This window comes from Streptococcus timonensis (assembly GCF_900095845.1).
GTDB lineage: Bacteria > Bacillota > Bacilli > Lactobacillales > Streptococcaceae > Streptococcus > Streptococcus timonensis.
Map to the genome: position 1 here is coordinate 556,626 of NZ_FMIX01000004.1, position 18,182 is coordinate 574,807.

Below are 18,182 nucleotides of genomic sequence, written 5' to 3' on the forward strand. Positions count from 1 at the left end.
GGAATAAATATGATCGATTTAAGAAAACTAATTGAAGAAGATTTGGTGTCTTTGTGGGAAATTGCTTATTCACAATCTAATCCAATTTGGAAGCAGTATGATGCTCCCTATTATGACGATTATCAGCATTTTCCTAATTTTCAAGAATTTAAACTACAAAAATCAGAATCTACCCTAAACAACTCAAATCGCCTTGGTATTTTTGTTGATGATAAATTAGTTGGGACTGTTTCGCGCTACTGGGTATGTAAACAAACAAGATGGATGGAATTGGGAATTTGTATTTATGATAACAAATTTTGGAACTCTGGAATTGGAAAAGCTGCTATGCTACAGTGGATAGATCGGACATTTCAGGATTACTTGGAGTTGGAGCATCTTGGTTTGACAACTTGGTCAGGAAATTTTGGTATGATGAAATTGGCTGAGAAATTAAGAATGAAAAAAGAAGCTCATATTCCAAAAGTTCGTTATTATCAAGGCAAATATTTTGATAGTATTAAATATGGCATTTTGAGAGAAGAATGGGAGGAAGCAAATGGTCATCACTGTCAAACAGATGGAAACTCCTGAAGAGATAGAAGGCAAGTCCCTCGTTCACTGGCAAACGTGGAGAGAGGCTTATGATGACCTTTTACCTGCAGAGTTTCAGGAGACGATGACATTAGAAAGATGTCGATTCTTTAGTCAAAAATATCCAGAAAATACATTTATCGCGATGGATGGCATGAAGGTAGTTGGTTTTATCAGTTATGGAAACTTTCGTGATAAGGCCATTCAAGCTGGTGAAATCATAGCCTTATATGTTTTAAAAGATTACTATGGAAAAGGTGTGAGTGAACAGTTAATGCATGCTGCATTTGTTGCTCTCGATCATTTTTCTGAGATTTATTTATGGGTATTGAAAGAGAATAAGCGAGCCATTGCTTTCTATCAAAAAATGGGTTTTACTGTTGATGGTCAAGAAAAAATACTTGAACTTGGAAAACCTGTTAAGGAATTGCGGATGGTGTGTTCTTTAAATAAAGATTCCTAAAGACATATCTATCAATATTTGAACTATTATCAATTAATCAAGTGTAAAGAGTGAAAGAGATAGAATGAAACAAAGAAATGAAGGTGAGAACGAATGAAAATTCTAGTCATCAATGGACACCCTGATAAGGAAAGTTACTGTCAGGCTATTTTTCAAACCATTGTAGAAAACATTGACTCAGGTCGCCATGAACTTGAAGTCATCAACCTTAATGAAGAGGACTTTGATCCTGTTTTACGTTATGGCTATCGAAAACGTATGGACGAAGATTCTTTTATCCTTCGTTCTCAGGAATTAATTCAGTGGGCAGATCATTTCATTTTTGTTTATCCAATTTGGTGGAGTAGTATGCCTAGTTTATTGAAGGGTTGGATTGATCGTGTTTTCACGCCAGGAATTGCGTACTCTGCTAATGATCAGGGGAGTTTTATCTGGAATTACCTTAGAGGTAAGCAGTTTAAAAAGTTATTAAAAGGGAAAACAGCCAGTATTTACGCAACCTCCATGGCGCCCACTTGGTGGTACAAAATCTTTTCGGGTCCTATCAACATTCCAGATAGCTATGGCATCTCAGTTTTGAAAAATGCCGTCTTGAATCACTGTGGAATTAAAACCAAGCGGGTTTGCATACTAGGTGAAGTCGGCCGGGATGTGAATACCGCTAGTATGCGGGAACAGCATCTCAAAAAGGTCGCAGCAGAAGTGAAGAAACTATCATGAAACAAGATAATAAAAAAGAGAAAAAATCAAAAAAGTCCCATAAGCCAAATCGAAAAATGAGCTGGCTAGATAAAGTAAAATTGTGGTTGTTACAACATTCAAAAATAGCTTTTCTATTAGATAGTAGTATATTTTTTTTATCAGCTTTTGGGGTATTCTATTTGTTGTTTGGAACAACTCTTATTCCAAAACCCTATCAAAACTTCAATTATGTCTTTCCGCTCTTTCTGAATCTTATATTCTTAGCGAACATGCTTTATCACGGTGTTTTTAGATATACTTTTGATGGAATGCTGACAGTACATGATTTTGCAGATCCATTCTTGTACCTAAATGGAGTAGGTCTGTTGTTTCACTTGTTTTTTGGAATATCGAGTCGAAACAGAAAGAGTATTCCTTCCTTGCTAACCTTAGATCATCGCTATATTTGGTTCCCAATTCTTACTTATATAACCTTCTTCTTAGTGGCTACTTTGATCATTTTAATTTCCAAATATATTAAAAAGAAAAGGAGTTAATCATGCTAAAACATCTAACTATATTTAGGATTCTTTACCTTATGTTTCTTGTATTTGTCCTGATTCATTTTATCTTAGGCTTGTTCGGTTTTGCTTTTACACCTATTGTGTGGAACATCTGGTTATTTTGTCTTTGCCTTACTTTATTTATTCATCCATGGACTATCTTCTATAAAACTAGAATCTTTCAATGGCATCATTTAATTTTTCAGACTCTCAGTGGCTTTTTCGCTCTTTTAATCTGGTTAGTGATATTCTTTTTCCTATCTTTTATTCCAGACTCAGCTATGCCTATCAGTATAGACTATCAAGTCAATAGTAAGGACAAAGAGATAAGGATTAATAGAGGATTTTTTCTTGATGATATTCGAGAGTATCACGACTGGATTAATCCTTTGATTATGAAGTCTGAAGTTAAGTACATGATAGAAAATTAACCCTTAGAAAGTGAATCCTATGTCTCGAGCACAATTAACGATTTTAACAAATATTTGTCTGATTGAAGATCTTGAAAAGAAGCGCGTGGTTATGCAGTATCGATCACCCGAAAGTAACCACTGGTCTGGTTATACTTTTCCAGGAGGTCATATTGAAGATGGAGAGGCCTTTGCAGAGTCTGTTATTCGTGAAATCTATGAAGAAACAGGTCTAACTATCAGAAATCCTCAACTAGTTGGTATTAAAAATTGGCCACTGGATACAGGTGAGCGTTATATTGTCTTTTGTTATAAGGCTACTGAGTTCTCTGGTACCCTTCGTTCCTCAGATGAAGGAGAAGTTTCCTGGGTACAAAAAGACCAGATTCCAAATTTGAATCTGGCCTATGATATGTTACCCTTGATGGAGATGATGGAAGCTCCAGATAAGTCAGGATTTTTCTATCGTCATCGTACAGAAGATGGATGGGAAAAGAAGATATTCTAATCCTTTACTAAATAACCTAACTTGTCCAAGGCCTTCTCGATATAGAGGAGGTCTTGTTCGTTTTCAGCTTCGACTAGGTGATAATGGACGCCATCTGTTAATTCAGAAAGTGCTCTAAAGTCAGACCGTTCGACTTGCTCTAAAAAATGCTGAACGTCACGGCGACAAGAGAGTTTGAGCAAGGTTTCAATTTCCCCGTAGACAGGATGATCAATCAAGGTGTTCTGAACACGCCCCCCATTATCGACGATAGCTAGAAGTTCTTGACCGATTTCTTCCATCTCGTGCTTTACTTTAAACAGCTTGTGAACATACGGATTGGTTTTGCTTTCTTTATAAATATAGCCACGATTGGTTGATAAGATAGGAGCACCGTCTGCACGAAGAACTGCAATGTCCTGAACGATAATCTGGCGAGTGACATGAAAATGTTCTGCTAAGCTTTTTCCGTTTAGAGGTTTTTGAGCTTTTTCTAAGAGTTGTAGAAGTGCTTCTTTTCGATTTTTTGTCATATTCTTCTTTCTTAAGCTTAACGGCGTTTTTTCAATGCTTTATAAACAGCTAATGCTAAGTAATAGTCTACCATACTATGAATAATTGTACCAATACCGACCAAGACAAATAAGACATAGAACATATTTTCTACATTTGTTCCAGTTCCCGCATAAAAGATAATACAAGCAAAAACTTCTGCGATGGCATGAACCAAACCTAGTATAAAGTTAAAAATCAAAGAGGATTTTGGATTATCTAAGGTTTGAGGATGTTTTTGCAGATAGAAGGCTCCCAAAGTTCCGAAAAAGATATGGGAGAAAGCTCGAAGTACAATGACAATTGGATAACCAGCCATGAGGAATCCTAGGCTAGAAGCTATAATGACAAAGATTGCCATCCAAGGAGAAAGGAACATAGCAATAAAGATTGCAACGTGGCTTCCTAGAGTGTAAGAAGCGGGTGGAATAACAATCTTGAAGGGCATTATTAAGGGGATGAGGATTGCGATTGCAGTCAGCAGTGCTGTCAAAGTCATAAATTGTGTTTTCTTATGTGTATTCATAATAACTCCTTTTTAAATGTATATACAGTTGTATAGTACAATAAATAAACAGACATGTCAAGTATAGAAACTCATGTCACATGTACATTTCAATCTAAAATAAAAAAGACAAAATTTTTAAAAAAACAGGAGAAAACTCTTGCTTTATATTCTCAAGTATGTTAAACTAATTGATGGTTTGAAAAAACTGCCTAAGACAGTAGGGGAGCAAGACTCATAAAAATCCTACCGAGGACAAAACGTATCATGTAAAAAGAAGCGTATTGTACTTTCGTGTCTAGGTTTGGGCGCGTTTTTCTTTTGGAAAAATTCCCCAAGCAAAATAATTACGGAGGTGAACACACTAATGAGTGAAGCAATTATTGCTAAGAAAGCGGAACTAGTTGACGTAGTGGCTGAGAAAATGAAAGCTGCTGCATCTATCGTCGTTGTAGACGCTCGTGGTTTGACAGTTGAGCAAGATACAGTTCTTCGTCGTGAGCTTCGTGGAAGCGAAGTTGAGTATAAAGTTATTAAAAACTCAATCTTACGTCGTGCGGCTGAACAAGCTGGACTTGAAGATCTTGCATCTGTTTTTGTTGGACCATCTGCAGTAGCATTTTCTAACGAAGATGTTATCGCACCAGCGAAAATCTTGAACGACTTTGCTAAAAACGCTGAAGCACTTGAAATCAAGGGTGGTGCAATCGAAGGCGCTGTCGCATCAAAAGAAGAAATCGTTGCTCTTGCAACTCTTCCAAACCGCGAAGGACTTCTTTCTATGCTCCTTTCTGTACTTCAAGCGCCAGTGCGCAACGTTGCTCTTGCAGTCAAAGCGGTTGCAGACAACAAAGAAGACGCAGCTTAATTATAAGCTACGCAGCGTAGCCTAGCTACAAAAAAATAACAAAATTAAATTTAAACTTATTTGGAGGAAATAACAATGGCATTGAACATTGAAAATATTATTGCTGAAATTAAAGAAGCTTCAATCCTTGAATTGAACGACCTTGTAAAAGCTATCGAAGAAGAATTTGGTGTAACTGCAGCTGCTCCTGTAGCTGTTGCTGCAGCTGGTGCTGCTGACGCTGGTGCTGCTAAAGACTCATTTGACGTTGAATTGACAGCTGCTGGTGACAAGAAAGTCGGCGTTATCAAAGTTGTACGTGAAATTACTGGTCTTGGACTTAAAGAAGCTAAAGAACTTGTTGATGGTGCACCAGGTGTCATCAAAGAAGGCGTTCCAACTGCAGAAGCTGAAGAAATCAAAGCTAAATTGGAAGAAGCTGGAGCTTCAGTTACTCTTAAATAAGAGGCATATACCAATTAGAATTCGGAATACTATAGTATCAGCCTTTTAGAATCGTGAACACATTTTAGAAACTGATAAATTAATTTAGTTTCCTGCCAAAAACCCTACCAAAAATTAATTTGGCAGGGTTTTTCTTTTTAATAAAATTATTTTGGAGAACAGTTGAATATTGTTCTCCTTTTTTTATTTTATGGAGGGAAAATGACAAAAGAATTACAATCATCACGCTATATTGTCATTTCATTTTTAGTACGTGAAATGGGAATTGACATTGTTGAAGCCATCTCTCTTATGGCTGAATTAGAAAAAAGTGGCTTGGTTCGATTGGAATCAAGTGGAGATTTAATACTCAAAGAACTTGGAGGAGCGCTATGAAACGAATTACCGCAAATCAATACCAAACTTCAGAAAGGTATTATAAATTACCTAAAACTCTTTTTGAAGATGAGAAATATATGGATATGAAACTAGAAGTAAAGGTGGCTTATTCTATTTTAAAAGATCGTTTAGAATTATCTCTCAATCGTGGTTGGATAGATGAGGAAGACGCGGTCTATTTAGTATTTTCTAATTCTAAACTGATGAGGCTGTTAGGTTGTTCGAAGTCCAAATTACTGTCCATCAAAAAGACTCTTAAAGAATATGACTTAATTGATGAAGTTCAACAGTCTTCAAGTGAGAAAGGAAGACTAGCTAATAAGATTTATTTAGGGGAATTATCTTCTACCCCAGTATCTATTTCTGACAGGCCTAGTGTTAAAAAGAGACTAGGGCAGGTTGAAAATGAAACGGCCCCCGTCTCATATTCAGCCCCTAGTGAGACTGAAGTTAGTGAGACTAAATATAGTGAGACTGATTCTTTATTTAGTGAGGAGGAGGATAGGAATACTCAACCTATCTTGAAAAGAAAAGTAGAGAAGGTCACAAAATATGATCGAGATTATATTTGTGGATTGGTGCAAGATCAATTTAGACGAGAGGGTTTTTCTGAAACAGCCAGTGAAATTGCTATGACTGATTTTGAGAGAATCTATCGGTATGCTCTAGATAATGTTCGCTTTGTTAGACGAGCGGAAGTGCTTGCTGAATTTGTGTTTAACGGCTTGTATTCTGTTTGGAATAACCGTGTTAGAAAAGGAGGTGGTTAAATGTCGCCAATCGAGTGGATATTAGTTATGATCATTTTAATTTCAAGTGGTTTGACTCTTTGGACATTGATTGTAGATCAGAAAGGGGTGATCAAGAAATGAGATTTATTGATTTATTTTCAGGTATAGGTGGATTTCGGCTTGGAATGGAAAGTGTTGGACACGAGTGTATTGGATTTTGTGAGATTGATAAATTTGCTAGAGAATCTTATAAGTCCATTTTTCAAACGGAAGGAGAAATTGAATTTCATGACATACGAGATGTTTCAGATGACGAATTTAAAAAACTTAGAGGGAAAGTCGATATCATCTGTGGGGGATTCCCTTGTCAAGCATTTTCTATCGCAGGAAGACGATTGGGATTTGAAGATACTAGAGGAACTTTGTTCTTTGAAATTGCTCGGGCGGCCAAACAAATCCAACCACGTTTTCTTTTTCTTGAAAATGTTAAAGGCCTACTCAATCACGATAAGGGACGGACGTTCACCACAATCCTTACCACACTTGATGAGTTGGGGTTTGATGTTGAGTGGCAGGTGCTTAACAGTAAGGATTTTGGCGTTCCCCAAAACAGAGAGAGGGTGTTTATTATCGGACATTCTAGAAAGAAAAGTACCAGACTCTTATTTCCTTTCAGACGAGAAGGTCAAGCAACTAACTCTGAGATTTTAAAAACATTAGGGAATTTGAATCCATCAAAAAGTGGAATGAGCGGTAAAGTCTATTATTCAGAAGGTCTTGCGCCAACCTTAGTTCGTGGAAAAGGAGAAGGATTTAAAGTTGCGATTCCTTGTATGACACCAGACAGATTAGAAAAAAGACAAAATGGTAGACGTTTCAAGGATAATCAAGAGCCAATGTTTACTTTAAATACTCAAGATCGCCATGGTATTGTCGTTGTTGGAGATTTACCAACTAGCTTTAAGGAAACTGGTCGAGTTTATGGAAGTGAGGGGTTATCTCCAACACTGACTACAATGCAAGGTGGAGATAAAATTCCCAAAATACTAATTCCAGAACCAATCAAATTTCTAAAAGTACGGGAAGCAACGAAGAAAGGATACGCTCAAGCAGAAATAGGAGATTCAATCAATTTGGAAAGACCAAGTTCTCAGTATCGTCGTGGTAGAGTTGGAAAAGGTATAGCGAATACGTTAACAACTAGTGGACAAATGGGAGTAGTAGTTGCTAGTTATGAAGGAGAAGATAAACAAGTTTATCATGTAGCCGGTGTATTAATAGATGGACAATTTTACCGTTTGAGGATACGACGAATCACTCCTAAAGAGTGTTTTCGCTTGCAGGGCTTTCCTGATTGGGCTTTTGAAGCCGCTAGAAAAGTCTCTAGTAATAGTCAGCTCTATAAACAAGCTGGTAATAGTGTAACCGTTCCTGTGATTGCCGCAATCGCAAAGAAATTAAAAGAAATAGAGGAAAAAGATGAAAGCATTAAATAAAGAATCAATACTAGATTGTGATGAATTAGAAACAGAATTACATGATGCAGAAATCAAACAGCTGGATGAACAATTATTTTTGATACCCAATTATCCATGTGAGTTTGAAGTAACATTTTTAGATGATTACCATAAAAAACACAACTACCCACTATTTTACGAGTCCTATCTTCAAAACGTTATGGAATTCCTTGAAAGTCAAGACATAAAGAATGGGGTTGATGCCTTTGTAGATGATCATCAAAATCTCGTTTTTATTTTATATGGACAAGGCTATCGAGCCGAGGGAAAAGAGGGAATACTTACAACCCAAGTAACTGTAAAAGCTTCTGATGAAGATAAGAAACCGATTAACTTCTCAAATTTATTAGATTCCTTAATCGTCTCAGAATATCAAATGGAACCGAATCTTTGGGAGGTCTCCCATGATTGATCTCTATCTAAGTAAAAATAGCCAAAGAAATCAACTTCTTTTAGACTTCTTCCAAAACTATGGCATAGAGGTATCTTGTCATTCAGTTTCTGAAATGACAAAGGATAAATTAATTGAGATGATGAGCTATTCTTCAGATTGTTTTGAATTTTTATCTCCCAATTTATTACGATTTAAGAACCGTGACAATCTAAGATTAACGGATTTCGTTGAGATGATTTTAAAAAATCCTGAACTAACCATCAGACTTCCTCTTGCGGTTTCAAATAAGCGGGTTTATCCAAATCTGAATTTGGAAGAGGCTAGAGCTTTATTGCCAAGAGATACGAAACAATTGATTTACATGGCACAAACACATTATTTATCTAACTAAAGGAGAAGTAATATGGCTGAACGATTTTGGGAGAACTTGTCCATTATTTTGGCTGAAAGAAATATCAGCTGGATTGAGTTAACCAGAAAAATGTTTGCGGGAGAGTTTCACTATCCAAGTGAATTGAATCGTTTGTATCAAAAGATTCGCCACTATAAGATGGAACAACGAATGCCTCAAAGTCCATGGGTAGAAAGGATTGTGCAGGTATTAGATTTAGATTATGAAGATTTATTTCGGAGGTAACTATGAAAAGAATAATTCCAGTTTATATATTCCAACAAGTTAATGTCCTATTGCTATCTCTATACTTACTGAAATTGCTTTGTATAGGTGAGTTAACTATACTACAGATTCTTTATGGTGCGTCGCTCATTTCTTTTTTATGGATGTATGGTCAACGTAAACAAGCGCATAAGGTCAATATGAAAACTAGGATGAAATGGCTTGGTATTGGATTCGTTAGCCTACTGATTATAAGTCTATGTTTTAGTCTGATTCATGCTCAAGGAAGCACGAATCAAGCAAACTTAATTGGGCTTCAACATCAAGTTCCTTGGTTTTCATTTTTATTGTTCTTAATCAATGCGAGTATGGTTGAAGAATTTTTGTATCGAGAAATTTTATGGAACTTGGTTAGAAAATTAGATATTCGAGTTGCTTTGACAAGTGTTTTATTTGCCTTAGTACATCATCCAGGAACCATTTTAGCTTGGTGTTTATATGTTTCACTTGGGATGTTTTTAGGGATGGTGCGCTATAAATCGGACTTATGGGGCAGTATGGAGCTACATTTGGTGTGGAACCTACTAGTTTATAGTTTGCTGCTTTTTTAAAATAGGTGACCTGATTTTTAGGTAACTTCTAAAACTAACTTCCAGTTTCCCACAACCTAGCTTTTAGTATGAGAAAAACACGTGAAATCAGTGGAAATTTGTCTTAGACTAACCTCCACTGGTTTTCTTTTTCTTGATATATAAGAGTTCAAAAGCGAAAAGACTCAGAAAAAGGTGCACGACAAATAGCTCTAAAACAGAGTCGTCTTAGAGTAAATTTCAGTTGCTAGCGTTTAGTGTGAAACTTTTCAAATCAAACAAACTATTGCATAACAAATAAAAAAATGGTAAAATTAAAGCGCTTTCTAAAGTAAATATATTAGTGAAGTGAAAACCATGTGAAATTAGCAAAAGTCGTTTTATTAGCTAGTTTGTTATCTATTGGTCTTTTTCAATCCACTGTATCTGCTGTGACAGTCACTAAGAGTTATCGGTATGATTGGAATACTGTTTGGGAGTATACTACCAACTATCACGACCATCAATATATTTGGATTCCGTCAGGGTCTCGTTATGAAAGCTATTCTGAGTATAGAGTTGGCGGAGGCTGGAATTATGAACGTTTTGAGGTCATAAACTACTATACTGGCGGATATTAATAGTTAAACGTTTAGAAGAAGGAGAGATGGATATGTTAAGGCTTACTCATGTTACCTTAAAAACGCGACAAGTCATCTTGCAAGATGCGGATTTCACCTTTAAAAAGGGTAGGATTTATGGCCTTCTTGCTATCAATGGCTCTGGAAAGACGACACTATTCCGCGCCATTAGCAACTTAATTCCCATAAGTAGTGGAAATATCGCAGTCCCTCCTTCTTTATTTTATTATGAAAGTGTTGAATGGCTGGATGGTAACCTAAGTGGGATGGACTACCTTCGTCTTATAAAAAACATCTGGAAGTCAGACCTGAACTTGAGGGAGGAAATCGCCTACTGGGAAATGTCTGATTATATCAGCCTTCCCATTCGCAAGTATTCCTTAGGTATGAAGCAACGCTTGGTGATTGCCATGTATTTTCTCAGTCAAGCGAAATGTTGGCTCATGGATGAGATTACAAATGGCTTAGATGAGTATTATCGACAGAAATTTTTTGATAGGCTAGCAGAAATCGATAGACAAGAGCAGCTGGTTCTTTTAAGTTCCCACTACAAAGAGGAGTTAGTGGGGATTTGCGATAGCATCGTAACCATTCGTCAGGGACAGGTAGAAGAGGTTTAGTTTATGAAAGATGTTAGTCTATTTTTATTGAAAAAAGTTTTCAAAAGTCGCTTAAACTGGATTATCTTAGCTTTATTTGTATCTGTACTCGGTGTTACCTTTTATTTCAATAGTCGGACTGCAAACTCAGTTAGCTTGGAGGGAGAGTTGGAAACTCGTCTTGTAGCAATTGAGAGAGTCATCAATGAATATGAAGAGAAACTCTCCCAAATATCTGACACCAGCTCGGAGGAATACCAAATTGCTAAAAATAATTTAGACGTGCAAAAAAATCATTTAACTCAAAAGACAGAAATTCTGACTTTATTAAAAGAAGGGCGATGGAAAGAAGCCTACTATTTGCAGTGGCAAGATGAAGAGAAGAATTATGAAAGGATATCAAATACCCCGACTTCTAGCTCTGAACTAAAAATGGGGGTTGACCGCGAGCGAAAGATTTACCAAGCCTTATATCCCTTGAACATAAAAGCGCACAATTTAGATTATCCGACCCACGGGATTGATCAGATTGTCTGGATTTTAGAGGTTATCATCCCAAGCTTGTTTGTGATTGCTATTATTTTTATGCTAACGCAACTATTTGCAGAAAGATATCAAAATCATCTGGACACAGCTCAGTTATATCCTTTTTCAAAAGTGACATTTGCAATGTCCTCTCTTGGAGTTGGAGTGGGCTATGTAACTGTGCTGTTTATCGGAATCAGCGGATTTTCTTTTCTAGTGGGAAGTCTGATAAGTGGCTTTGGACAGTTAGATTATCCCTACCCGATTTATAGCTTAGTGAATCAAGAGGTAACTATTGGAAAGATACAAGATGTGTTATTTCCTAGCTTGCTCTTAACTTTCTTGGCTTTTATCGTTATTGTGGAAGTCGTTTACTTGATTGCTTACTTTTTCAAGCAAAAAATGCCTGTCCTCTTTATTTCCTTAATTGGGATAGTTGGCTTATTGTTTGGTATCCAAACCATTCAGCCTCTTCAGAGGATTGCGCATCTGATTCCCTTTACTTACTTGCGTTCAGTGGAGATTTTGTCTGGAAGATTACCTAAGCAAATTGATAATGTCAATCTAAATTGGAGTATGGGGATGGTTATACTTCCTTGCCTGGTTATCCTTTTGTTAGTGGGGATCTTATTTATCGAAAGGTGGGGAAGTTCACAGAAAAAAGAAATTTTTAATAGATCCTCGCTTTCCTATAGGGAAAATAAGTAAAAACTAACATAGAGAGGGAATCAACTTGATTCTCTCTTTTTTAGGAGAAAATTCAAATGACTTATACTTTGGAATAGCTAAAGACTTTTGATGGACAGATTGATATTCTCAATGTTAAGATGGATTGCTTGGCCAATACTATTGAGAAAAATGTTTCTCAGTATAAATATATTTATCAGACAGATATGGAGAACTGTCCTGGAATTATTCTATCAGTCCCAAACTCCTCCATTCCTCATCTATTAGGATTATCTAGAGAATATCGGATTACTTCTTCTTTATAATAGCTGGTCTGTCTTACGTATGGATTAATTTTGAAATAAAAAAACTAAATGAATTGATTTTAAAGAAATAAAATGCTAACATTTATAGTAGATGTTAGCATTTTATTTCTAAAAAGGAGAATAATATGGTTGATAAAAGAGAGAAACTGATGAACTCTTTCAATCAGTATGGTTTTTTAACTTTTAAACAAGTAATAGATGAAAATTTACACTACAAAACCTTATTAAAAATGGTTGCAGAAGGAAAAATCGATGCTGAAGAAAAAGGGTTATATCGCTTACCTGATATTTATTTAGATGAGTGGTTTGTCCTTCAGTATCGATTTCCAAAGGGAATCTTTTCTTTGGAGACAGCACTTTGGTTACATGGTTTATCTTTGACTATCCCTTCTAACATGACGATGAGTTTTCCTTATGGTACGAATACCAAAAACATTAAGGAAGCAGATATATGTCCTATTATTTTACGCTCTCACTATAGTGAAGGAATTATTGAAATAGAGCGCCTTCCTGGTCAATTTATTAAAGTTTATGAAGTTGAACGAGTTTTGGTTGAATGCCTAAGACCAGTTCATCAGGTGGATCTTCAAATTATTGCACCAGCGTTTAAAAAATATTTTCAACAAAATAAAATTCATTTACACAAATTATTTTATTATGCCCAGCTATTTAAAGTAACTGATAAGTTACAATCTTATACGGAGGTACTATCTTAATGTTTTCAAATGCGAATGGCTTTAAAGCAAAAATCAAAAACATTTCAAAAGATAAGGGAATTCCAGCTCAACAAGTACAACAACATTATTTAATTGAGCAAGTGTTAAAGCTGATTTCTACTAGTTCTTATAGAGATTCGTTCATTGTAAAAGGAGGGTATCTAATAGGTCAAATGATTGGACTAGATAAGCGAACCACAATGGATTTAGATGTCACTCTGAAGGGAACCGAAATGAGCAGAGAAAATTTGATTCATATCTTTGAAGAGATTCTTTGTTCTAAAACTGATGGATTTTCATTTTCAGTAGATAAGCTAGAACCTATTCGCCAAGATGATGAATATGGAGGATTTTCATTAAAATTAAATGCAACTTTTGATACATTAAAGGAGGTTGTTTTTATTGATATTACTACTGGTGATAAGATCACACCAAGAGAAATTACTTATTCAATGACTTCTATCTTTACTAATGAAAGCATCAAGATATGGACATATAATATAGAGACTGTACTTGCTGAAAAGTTAGAAACGATCATTAGTAGGGGATTAGCTTCGACACGCCCACGTGATCGATATGATCTTTTCACCTTGTATAAACTTAGAAAAGAAGAGATTAATCTTGAAGTATTAAAAAATGCACTTGAGAATACGGCAGAAAAACGTAAAAGTAAAGATACTATTTATAATTGGGAAGAACAAGTGAGAGGAATTGAAATTTCTGATTATCAGAAAGAGCTATGGATTCGTTATCAACGCCAATTTAAGTATGCTAAAGATATCTCATTTGATAACTCTGTTCAGGCTATTAGGGAAATTATGCAACAAATATTTTAGTGCAAAAGTAACTCATTCGTAAAGCAGTGAGTTGCTTTTTTTATTCCAACAATCTCAAAAATGTGATAAAAATTTCAACTACTCTTATCTATAATAAAGCTACCTGTTCTTTGAAAATTGAATCCACTCCGTCTTGATTAGCGTGCCTGTGTAAGTAGGGACTGAGAGTTTTTCCCTGTGAAGGGCAACTGGCACAAGACGTGTGTGAGAATTTTCTAACAGACACGGAGTTTATCGTTACCAGACTTAAACGATGCGACAAACTAGATAAAGGAGTTAATCATGAAGGTAGTAAACTTGTATGATTTGAAACAAATGGGAAATAAAGGTGGTTGTACCATCCAATTGATTAATCACTTTCCTTTTGGTATGGGCTTAGGACATCTCAAAAAAGACTACATTGAATTTAAACGTGTTGGTATCTTTAATGGGAAAGCAGTAGAAGTTACTCTTCGAGAACCTTATTCGAGAGATCTACTGAAGGTTGTCAAGTCGATTAAGCAACGTCAGAAATTGATAGCTTATCGTTATAAAGAAGGAAAGCTGCTATTTGTGAAGAAGGAGGCATCAGATGTCCTCTGAACAACAGGAACGAATGGCAGTTCAATATGCTGAGCGTAGTCTTTTATTCACTGTCAAAAGTCTTTTAAAGATTCTAGAATGGTCTAGACGTCAGGCTTTAGCACAGGATTCCGCCTATAAGATAGGGGTGCAGAAATTAGAAGAATTGCTACAATCTCCTTATTCGATTGATACGATTAATCTGAAAAAAGATTTTTTAGACAAACCAATTGATATAGAGAAATTTAAAGCTTTTTTAGAAAAAGAAGAGATTCCTTTAGCCATCGCTTGGCAAGGGGATTCTCTACATTTCTACACGAAAGACCGTTCGATTCTAGACAATCATTTAGACCATCTGTTAGAAAAAATGGTTAATGATCCGGAGAAATTAGCTGATTTTACCATGGATAAGTCATTAGACGATGCAATTGATGAGGCTAAATCCCAAATTACCTTTAGACAAGAAGGTGCCGTCAAACAGAAAGAGATGGTGAGATGATGTACAGTGGAAAGAAATTCCTACTATTCTCACTGTTAGGTATCTTACTAGGCTATCTTTTTCATCGTTTGACGCTTTTGTATGATTCCTATTCTGGAAATACATTAGATAAATGGACTCATCTCCTGATGGAAGGTCAAGATGAAGTTCTTCAGTCGCCATGGAATGTTTCTTTTACTGGAAAATCAAGTGCTTTTTTTCTACTAGGTTTTGTGATGATGCTGCTGGTTTATCTCTATTTAGAGACTGGAAAAAAACAATACCGAGAAGGGGTAGAATACGGGAGCGCCCGTTTTGGAACTCTAAAAGAAAAGAAGCACTTTTACGGTAAGGAATTTTCTCATGATACGATCTTAGCACAAGATGTTCGTCTGACATTATTAGATAAAAAACCAGCCCAATATGATAGGAATAAGAATATTGCGGTGATTGGAGGTTCAGGAAGTGGGAAGACATTTCGCTTTGTGAAACCCAATCTGATTCAGATGAATAGTTCTAATATTGTCGTGGATCCTAAAGATCACTTGGCCGAAAAGACAGGCAAACTCTTTTTAGAACATGGCTACCAAGTAAAGGTGCTAGATTTAGTCAATATGAAGAACTCAGATGGCTTCAATCCTTTTCGCTATATAGAGACAGAAAATGATTTGAATCGCATGCTGACGGTTTATTTCAATAACACCAAAGGCTCTGGCTCCCGTAGTGATCCATTTTGGGATGAAGCTTCTATGACTTTGGTACGAGCTTTAGCCTCTTACTTGGTCGATTTCTATAATCCACCCAAAACAAGAGAACAGCTCATAGAAGAAAGTCGTTTAAGTCAAAAAGAATACCAAAACTTGTTGAAACGTCAAAAAAAAGAGGTGGAAGAGCGAAAAAAACGAGGGCGTTATCCAAGTTTTTCTGAAATCTCAAAACTTATTAAACACTTATCCAAGGGTGAAAATCAAGAAAAAAGTGTCTTAGAAATTCTATTTGAAAATTATGCTAAAAAGTATGGAACTGAAAATTTTACCATGCGAAATTGGGAAGATTTTCAAAATTATAAGGATAAGACTCTGGATTCTGTTATAGCTGTAACCACTGCTAAATTTGCTCTCTTCAATATTCAAAGTGTCATGGATTTGACCAAAAGAGATACCCTTGATATGAAGACATGGGGCAAGGAAAAATCAATGGTTTACTTAGTTATCCCAGATAACGATAGTACCTTTCGCTTTCTTTCAGCCCTCTTTTTTTCAACCGTATTTCAAACCCTAACAAGACAAGCAGATATTGATTTTAAGGGTCAATTGCCTCTTCATGTGAGAGTCTATTTAGATGAGTTCGCAAATATCGGAGAAATTCCAGATTTTGCTGAACAAACCTCAACAGTCCGTTCTCGGAATATGAGTCTCGTTCCAATTCTACAAAATATTGCTCAACTTCAAGGACTCTATAAAGAAAAAGAAGCTTGGAAAACTATTCTTGGGAACTGTGATAGCTTAGTCTACTTAGGTGGTAATGACGAAGATACCTTTAAATTTATGAGTGGCTTACTCGGTAAACAAACCATTGATGTTCGAAATACTAGTCGTTCCTTTGGTCAAACAGGTTCAGGATCCCTTTCTCATCAAAAGATTGCTCGTGATTTAATGACACCTGATGAAGTCGGAAATATGAAACGGTATGAATGCTTGGTTCGAATTGCCAATATGCCTGTCTTTAAAAGCAAAAAGTACAATTCAACTAAGCATCCAAACTGGAAGTACCTAGCCAATCAAGAAACCGATGAACGGTGGTGGAACTATCAGATCAAACCTTTGAATCAAAGTCAGGAAAATCATCTTGAAGGCCTTAGAATTCGTGATTTAACTTTTGAATCTAGTTTAAAATAAAAATAGAAAAGAGGAAATAGATGATTACGCATTTTAAAGGTTTTGTTTATGGAGTAGACGCAAGTGCTATGTTTGCACAAGCTATGTCTTTGTTACAGAAGGGATTGATTGCGGTTGGTGCCTTTCTCGTTGTTGTAGGGATTGTCAACCTTGCAACCAATATTAAAGATGGTGGACCAGGTGTTCGGAATGCCATTCTTGAAATTGTCGGTGGTGTTATGGTCGGGGCTGCTGGAGCCTTTGTAACTCAAATTTCAATTTAGGAGGATAAACAATGACATGAATCTTAGTTTAGTCTCACCCTTTGTTTACCTTGCATCTGAAAAAATATCAGCTGAAAATTTATTTGAAGGATTTAATGTGGATTTACAATCTACGGTAGATCTGATTAAATCTCTATCTAGCTACAATCCAACAGTTTGGACTTATATGTCTAGTATTACTAAAAGCGTCATGCAGCCTCTTGGAGTTGCGATTTTATCAGTTGTTCTCATCTTAGAATTTTCGAAGATGGCAAAGAAAATTGCTAACTCAGGAGGAGCGATGACCTTTGAAGCATTAGCACCGATGTTGATTAGTTATATTATGGTCGCAGTTGTAATTACCAACACTACCGTGATTGTAGAAGCCATCATCGGGATTGCGAGTCACGCCATTGAGCAAGTGGCCTCGATTGTGGCTCACGGTGGGGCAAAGTATGATACCATCTCTGGATTAAAAGGGTCAGGATTTATTGGCCGGATGATTGTGGGCTTTTTCGCCCTCCTCATTTGGCTTGTTCGGATAGTAAGTGCTGCCATGGTTAATCTTTTGGTATCTATTCGATTTATTCAACTCTACCTTATGATTCCATTTGCCCCTCTTACGATTCCAACATTTTTAAGTGATGAATGGAAGTCTATTGGTATTGGCTATTTAAAAAATATTATGGTCTATGCGGTACAAGGGGTTCTTATTTTTCTGATTGTTTCTCTTGTTCCTTTGTTTGAATCTGCTGGGAAAATAGCTGTTTCAAATGGTGCAGGAGTCTTGCAATCACTTGCGATTATGTTTGGTAGTTTGGTACAAGCTATCTTACTGATTATTGCCCTCGTTGGTTCTCAACGTACGGCTCGCTCAATCTTAGGTATGTAATTAGATAAAGGCTAGGAAGTAATTGCTTCTTAGCCTTTTTAGAAAGGAAAG

General features: G+C 36.2%; 27 protein-coding genes and 1 other annotated feature. Of the genes, 25 read left to right on the forward strand and 2 right to left on the reverse strand.

All coding sequences use genetic code 11. The features are described 5' to 3' along the window. Positions 1–9 precede the first annotated feature (9 nt). The 6 genes from BQ2679_RS06215 to BQ2679_RS06240 all read left to right on the forward strand — a co-directional run bounded on the left by BQ2679_RS06215 (position 10) and on the right by BQ2679_RS06240 (position 3,198). A complete protein-coding gene (locus BQ2679_RS06215) occupies positions 10–573 on the forward strand; it encodes a GNAT family N-acetyltransferase (RefSeq protein ID WP_075567382.1) in 564 nt (187 codons plus the stop codon). After that, entirely contained in the window at positions 539–1,036 is a 498-nt protein-coding gene (locus BQ2679_RS06220; RefSeq protein WP_075567384.1) for a GNAT family N-acetyltransferase, read from the forward strand. The genes BQ2679_RS06215 and BQ2679_RS06220 overlap by 35 nt, the downstream gene beginning before the upstream one ends. Positions 1,037–1,129: 93 nt before the next feature. Continuing rightward, positions 1,130–1,756 (forward strand): NAD(P)H-dependent oxidoreductase, encoded by a 627-nt coding sequence (locus tag BQ2679_RS06225; protein ID WP_075567387.1) that lies wholly within the window; start codon positions 1,130–1,132, stop codon positions 1,754–1,756. Beyond that, positions 1,753–2,274, forward strand: coding sequence for a hypothetical protein (locus tag BQ2679_RS06230; protein ID WP_083237585.1), 522 nt, complete (start codon positions 1,753–1,755; stop codon positions 2,272–2,274). The genes BQ2679_RS06225 and BQ2679_RS06230 overlap by 4 nt, the downstream gene beginning before the upstream one ends. 2 nt (positions 2,275–2,276) lie before the next feature. Then, complete coding sequence (locus tag BQ2679_RS06235) at positions 2,277–2,711, forward strand: hypothetical protein (RefSeq protein ID WP_075567390.1); 435 nt, start codon at positions 2,277–2,279, stop codon at positions 2,709–2,711. 19 nt (positions 2,712–2,730) lie between these two features. Continuing rightward, positions 2,731–3,198: an 8-oxo-dGTP diphosphatase gene (locus tag BQ2679_RS06240; protein ID WP_075567393.1), complete on the forward strand. Its 468-nt coding sequence runs from the start codon at positions 2,731–2,733 to the stop codon at positions 3,196–3,198. On the opposite strand, the gene BQ2679_RS06245 is transcribed toward BQ2679_RS06240, so the two are convergent. Together BQ2679_RS06245 and BQ2679_RS06250 are read right to left on the reverse strand one after the other, a co-directional pair. After that, complete coding sequence (locus BQ2679_RS06245) at positions 3,195–3,710, reverse strand: transcription repressor NadR (protein WP_075567396.1); 516 nt, start codon at positions 3,708–3,710, stop codon at positions 3,195–3,197. The genes BQ2679_RS06240 and BQ2679_RS06245 overlap by 4 nt on opposite strands. Before the next feature lie 17 nt (positions 3,711–3,727). Beyond that, complete coding sequence (locus BQ2679_RS06250) at positions 3,728–4,255, reverse strand: ECF transporter S component (RefSeq protein WP_075567399.1); 528 nt, start codon at positions 4,253–4,255, stop codon at positions 3,728–3,730. Between the two features lie 172 nt (positions 4,256–4,427). Next, positions 4,428–4,563, forward strand: a sequence feature (ribosomal protein L10 leader region). Between the two features lie 38 nt (positions 4,564–4,601). Here BQ2679_RS06250 and rplJ point away from each other — a divergent pair. The 19 genes from rplJ (at position 4,602) to BQ2679_RS06350 (ending at position 18,131) form a co-directional block, all read left to right on the forward strand. Next, positions 4,602–5,102: a 50S ribosomal protein L10 gene (gene rplJ / locus BQ2679_RS06260; RefSeq protein ID WP_075567401.1), complete on the forward strand. Its 501-nt coding sequence runs from the start codon at positions 4,602–4,604 to the stop codon at positions 5,100–5,102. Positions 5,103–5,177: 75 nt separating this feature from the next. Further along, complete coding sequence (gene rplL / locus BQ2679_RS06265; protein ID WP_001196964.1) at positions 5,178–5,546, forward strand: 50S ribosomal protein L7/L12; 369 nt, start codon at positions 5,178–5,180, stop codon at positions 5,544–5,546. Between the two features lie 201 nt (positions 5,547–5,747). Then, the gene (locus tag BQ2679_RS10725; RefSeq protein WP_000159607.1) at positions 5,748–5,921 is read left to right on the forward strand and encodes a hypothetical protein; all 174 of its coding nucleotides are present in this window, start codon (positions 5,748–5,750) and stop codon (positions 5,919–5,921) included. Continuing rightward, entirely contained in the window at positions 5,918–6,694 is a 777-nt protein-coding gene (locus tag BQ2679_RS06270) for a replication initiator protein A (RefSeq protein ID WP_075567402.1), read from the forward strand. Before BQ2679_RS10725 ends, BQ2679_RS06270 begins: the two co-directional genes overlap by 4 nt. Positions 6,695–6,792: 98 nt before the next feature. Then, the gene (gene dcm, locus BQ2679_RS06275; RefSeq protein WP_075567403.1) at positions 6,793–8,151 is read left to right on the forward strand and encodes a DNA (cytosine-5-)-methyltransferase; all 1,359 of its coding nucleotides are present in this window, start codon (positions 6,793–6,795) and stop codon (positions 8,149–8,151) included. Then, the gene (locus BQ2679_RS06280) at positions 8,135–8,584 is read left to right on the forward strand and encodes a hypothetical protein (RefSeq protein ID WP_075567404.1); all 450 of its coding nucleotides are present in this window, start codon (positions 8,135–8,137) and stop codon (positions 8,582–8,584) included. The genes dcm and BQ2679_RS06280 overlap by 17 nt, the downstream gene beginning before the upstream one ends. After that, a complete protein-coding gene (locus tag BQ2679_RS06285) occupies positions 8,577–8,957 on the forward strand; it encodes a thioredoxin domain-containing protein (protein ID WP_001845485.1) in 381 nt (126 codons plus the stop codon). Before BQ2679_RS06280 ends, BQ2679_RS06285 begins: the two co-directional genes overlap by 8 nt. A gap of 12 nt (positions 8,958–8,969) precedes the next feature. Continuing rightward, the gene (locus BQ2679_RS06290; RefSeq protein WP_000840776.1) at positions 8,970–9,203 is read left to right on the forward strand and encodes a hypothetical protein; all 234 of its coding nucleotides are present in this window, start codon (positions 8,970–8,972) and stop codon (positions 9,201–9,203) included. A 2-nt stretch (positions 9,204–9,205) separates the two neighbouring features. After that, the gene (locus BQ2679_RS06295; RefSeq protein WP_075567405.1) at positions 9,206–9,793 is read left to right on the forward strand and encodes a CPBP family intramembrane glutamic endopeptidase; all 588 of its coding nucleotides are present in this window, start codon (positions 9,206–9,208) and stop codon (positions 9,791–9,793) included. Positions 9,794–10,203: 410 nt separating this feature from the next. Next, a complete protein-coding gene (locus BQ2679_RS11090) occupies positions 10,204–10,392 on the forward strand; it encodes a hypothetical protein (RefSeq protein ID WP_075568065.1) in 189 nt (62 codons plus the stop codon). A 32-nt stretch (positions 10,393–10,424) separates the two neighbouring features. Then, a complete protein-coding gene (locus tag BQ2679_RS06305; protein ID WP_075567406.1) occupies positions 10,425–11,012 on the forward strand; it encodes an ABC transporter ATP-binding protein in 588 nt (195 codons plus the stop codon). Positions 11,013–11,015: 3 nt separating this feature from the next. After that, a complete protein-coding gene (locus BQ2679_RS06310; protein WP_075567407.1) occupies positions 11,016–12,224 on the forward strand; it encodes a hypothetical protein in 1,209 nt (402 codons plus the stop codon). A 409-nt stretch (positions 12,225–12,633) separates the two neighbouring features. Next, positions 12,634–13,224 carry a type IV toxin-antitoxin system AbiEi family antitoxin domain-containing protein gene (locus tag BQ2679_RS06320; RefSeq protein WP_075567408.1) on the forward strand — a complete coding sequence of 197 codons (591 nt, stop codon included), beginning with the start codon at positions 12,634–12,636 and terminating at the stop codon, positions 13,222–13,224. Next, positions 13,224–14,060, forward strand: coding sequence for a nucleotidyl transferase AbiEii/AbiGii toxin family protein (locus BQ2679_RS06325; RefSeq protein ID WP_075567409.1), 837 nt, complete (start codon positions 13,224–13,226; stop codon positions 14,058–14,060). The genes BQ2679_RS06320 and BQ2679_RS06325 overlap by 1 nt, the downstream gene beginning before the upstream one ends. 282 nt (positions 14,061–14,342) lie before the next feature. Next, positions 14,343–14,642, forward strand: coding sequence for a hypothetical protein (locus BQ2679_RS06330; RefSeq protein WP_075567410.1), 300 nt, complete (start codon positions 14,343–14,345; stop codon positions 14,640–14,642). Beyond that, on the forward strand, positions 14,632–15,120 hold the full coding sequence (locus tag BQ2679_RS06335) for a hypothetical protein (protein ID WP_000093677.1): 489 nt from the start codon (positions 14,632–14,634) through the stop codon (positions 15,118–15,120). The genes BQ2679_RS06330 and BQ2679_RS06335 overlap by 11 nt, the downstream gene beginning before the upstream one ends. Beyond that, positions 15,120–16,997, forward strand: a complete 1,878-nt coding sequence (locus BQ2679_RS06340; protein WP_075568066.1) for a VirD4-like conjugal transfer protein, CD1115 family — start codon at positions 15,120–15,122, stop codon at positions 16,995–16,997. The genes BQ2679_RS06335 and BQ2679_RS06340 overlap by 1 nt, the downstream gene beginning before the upstream one ends. Before the next feature lie 20 nt (positions 16,998–17,017). Further along, entirely contained in the window at positions 17,018–17,260 is a 243-nt protein-coding gene (locus BQ2679_RS06345; RefSeq protein WP_000627865.1) for a hypothetical protein, read from the forward strand. A 16-nt stretch (positions 17,261–17,276) separates the two neighbouring features. Further along, positions 17,277–18,131 carry a VirB6/TrbL-like conjugal transfer protein, CD1112 family gene (locus BQ2679_RS06350; protein WP_001054257.1) on the forward strand — a complete coding sequence of 285 codons (855 nt, stop codon included), beginning with the start codon at positions 17,277–17,279 and terminating at the stop codon, positions 18,129–18,131. The last annotated feature ends 51 nt before the right edge of the window (positions 18,132–18,182 follow it).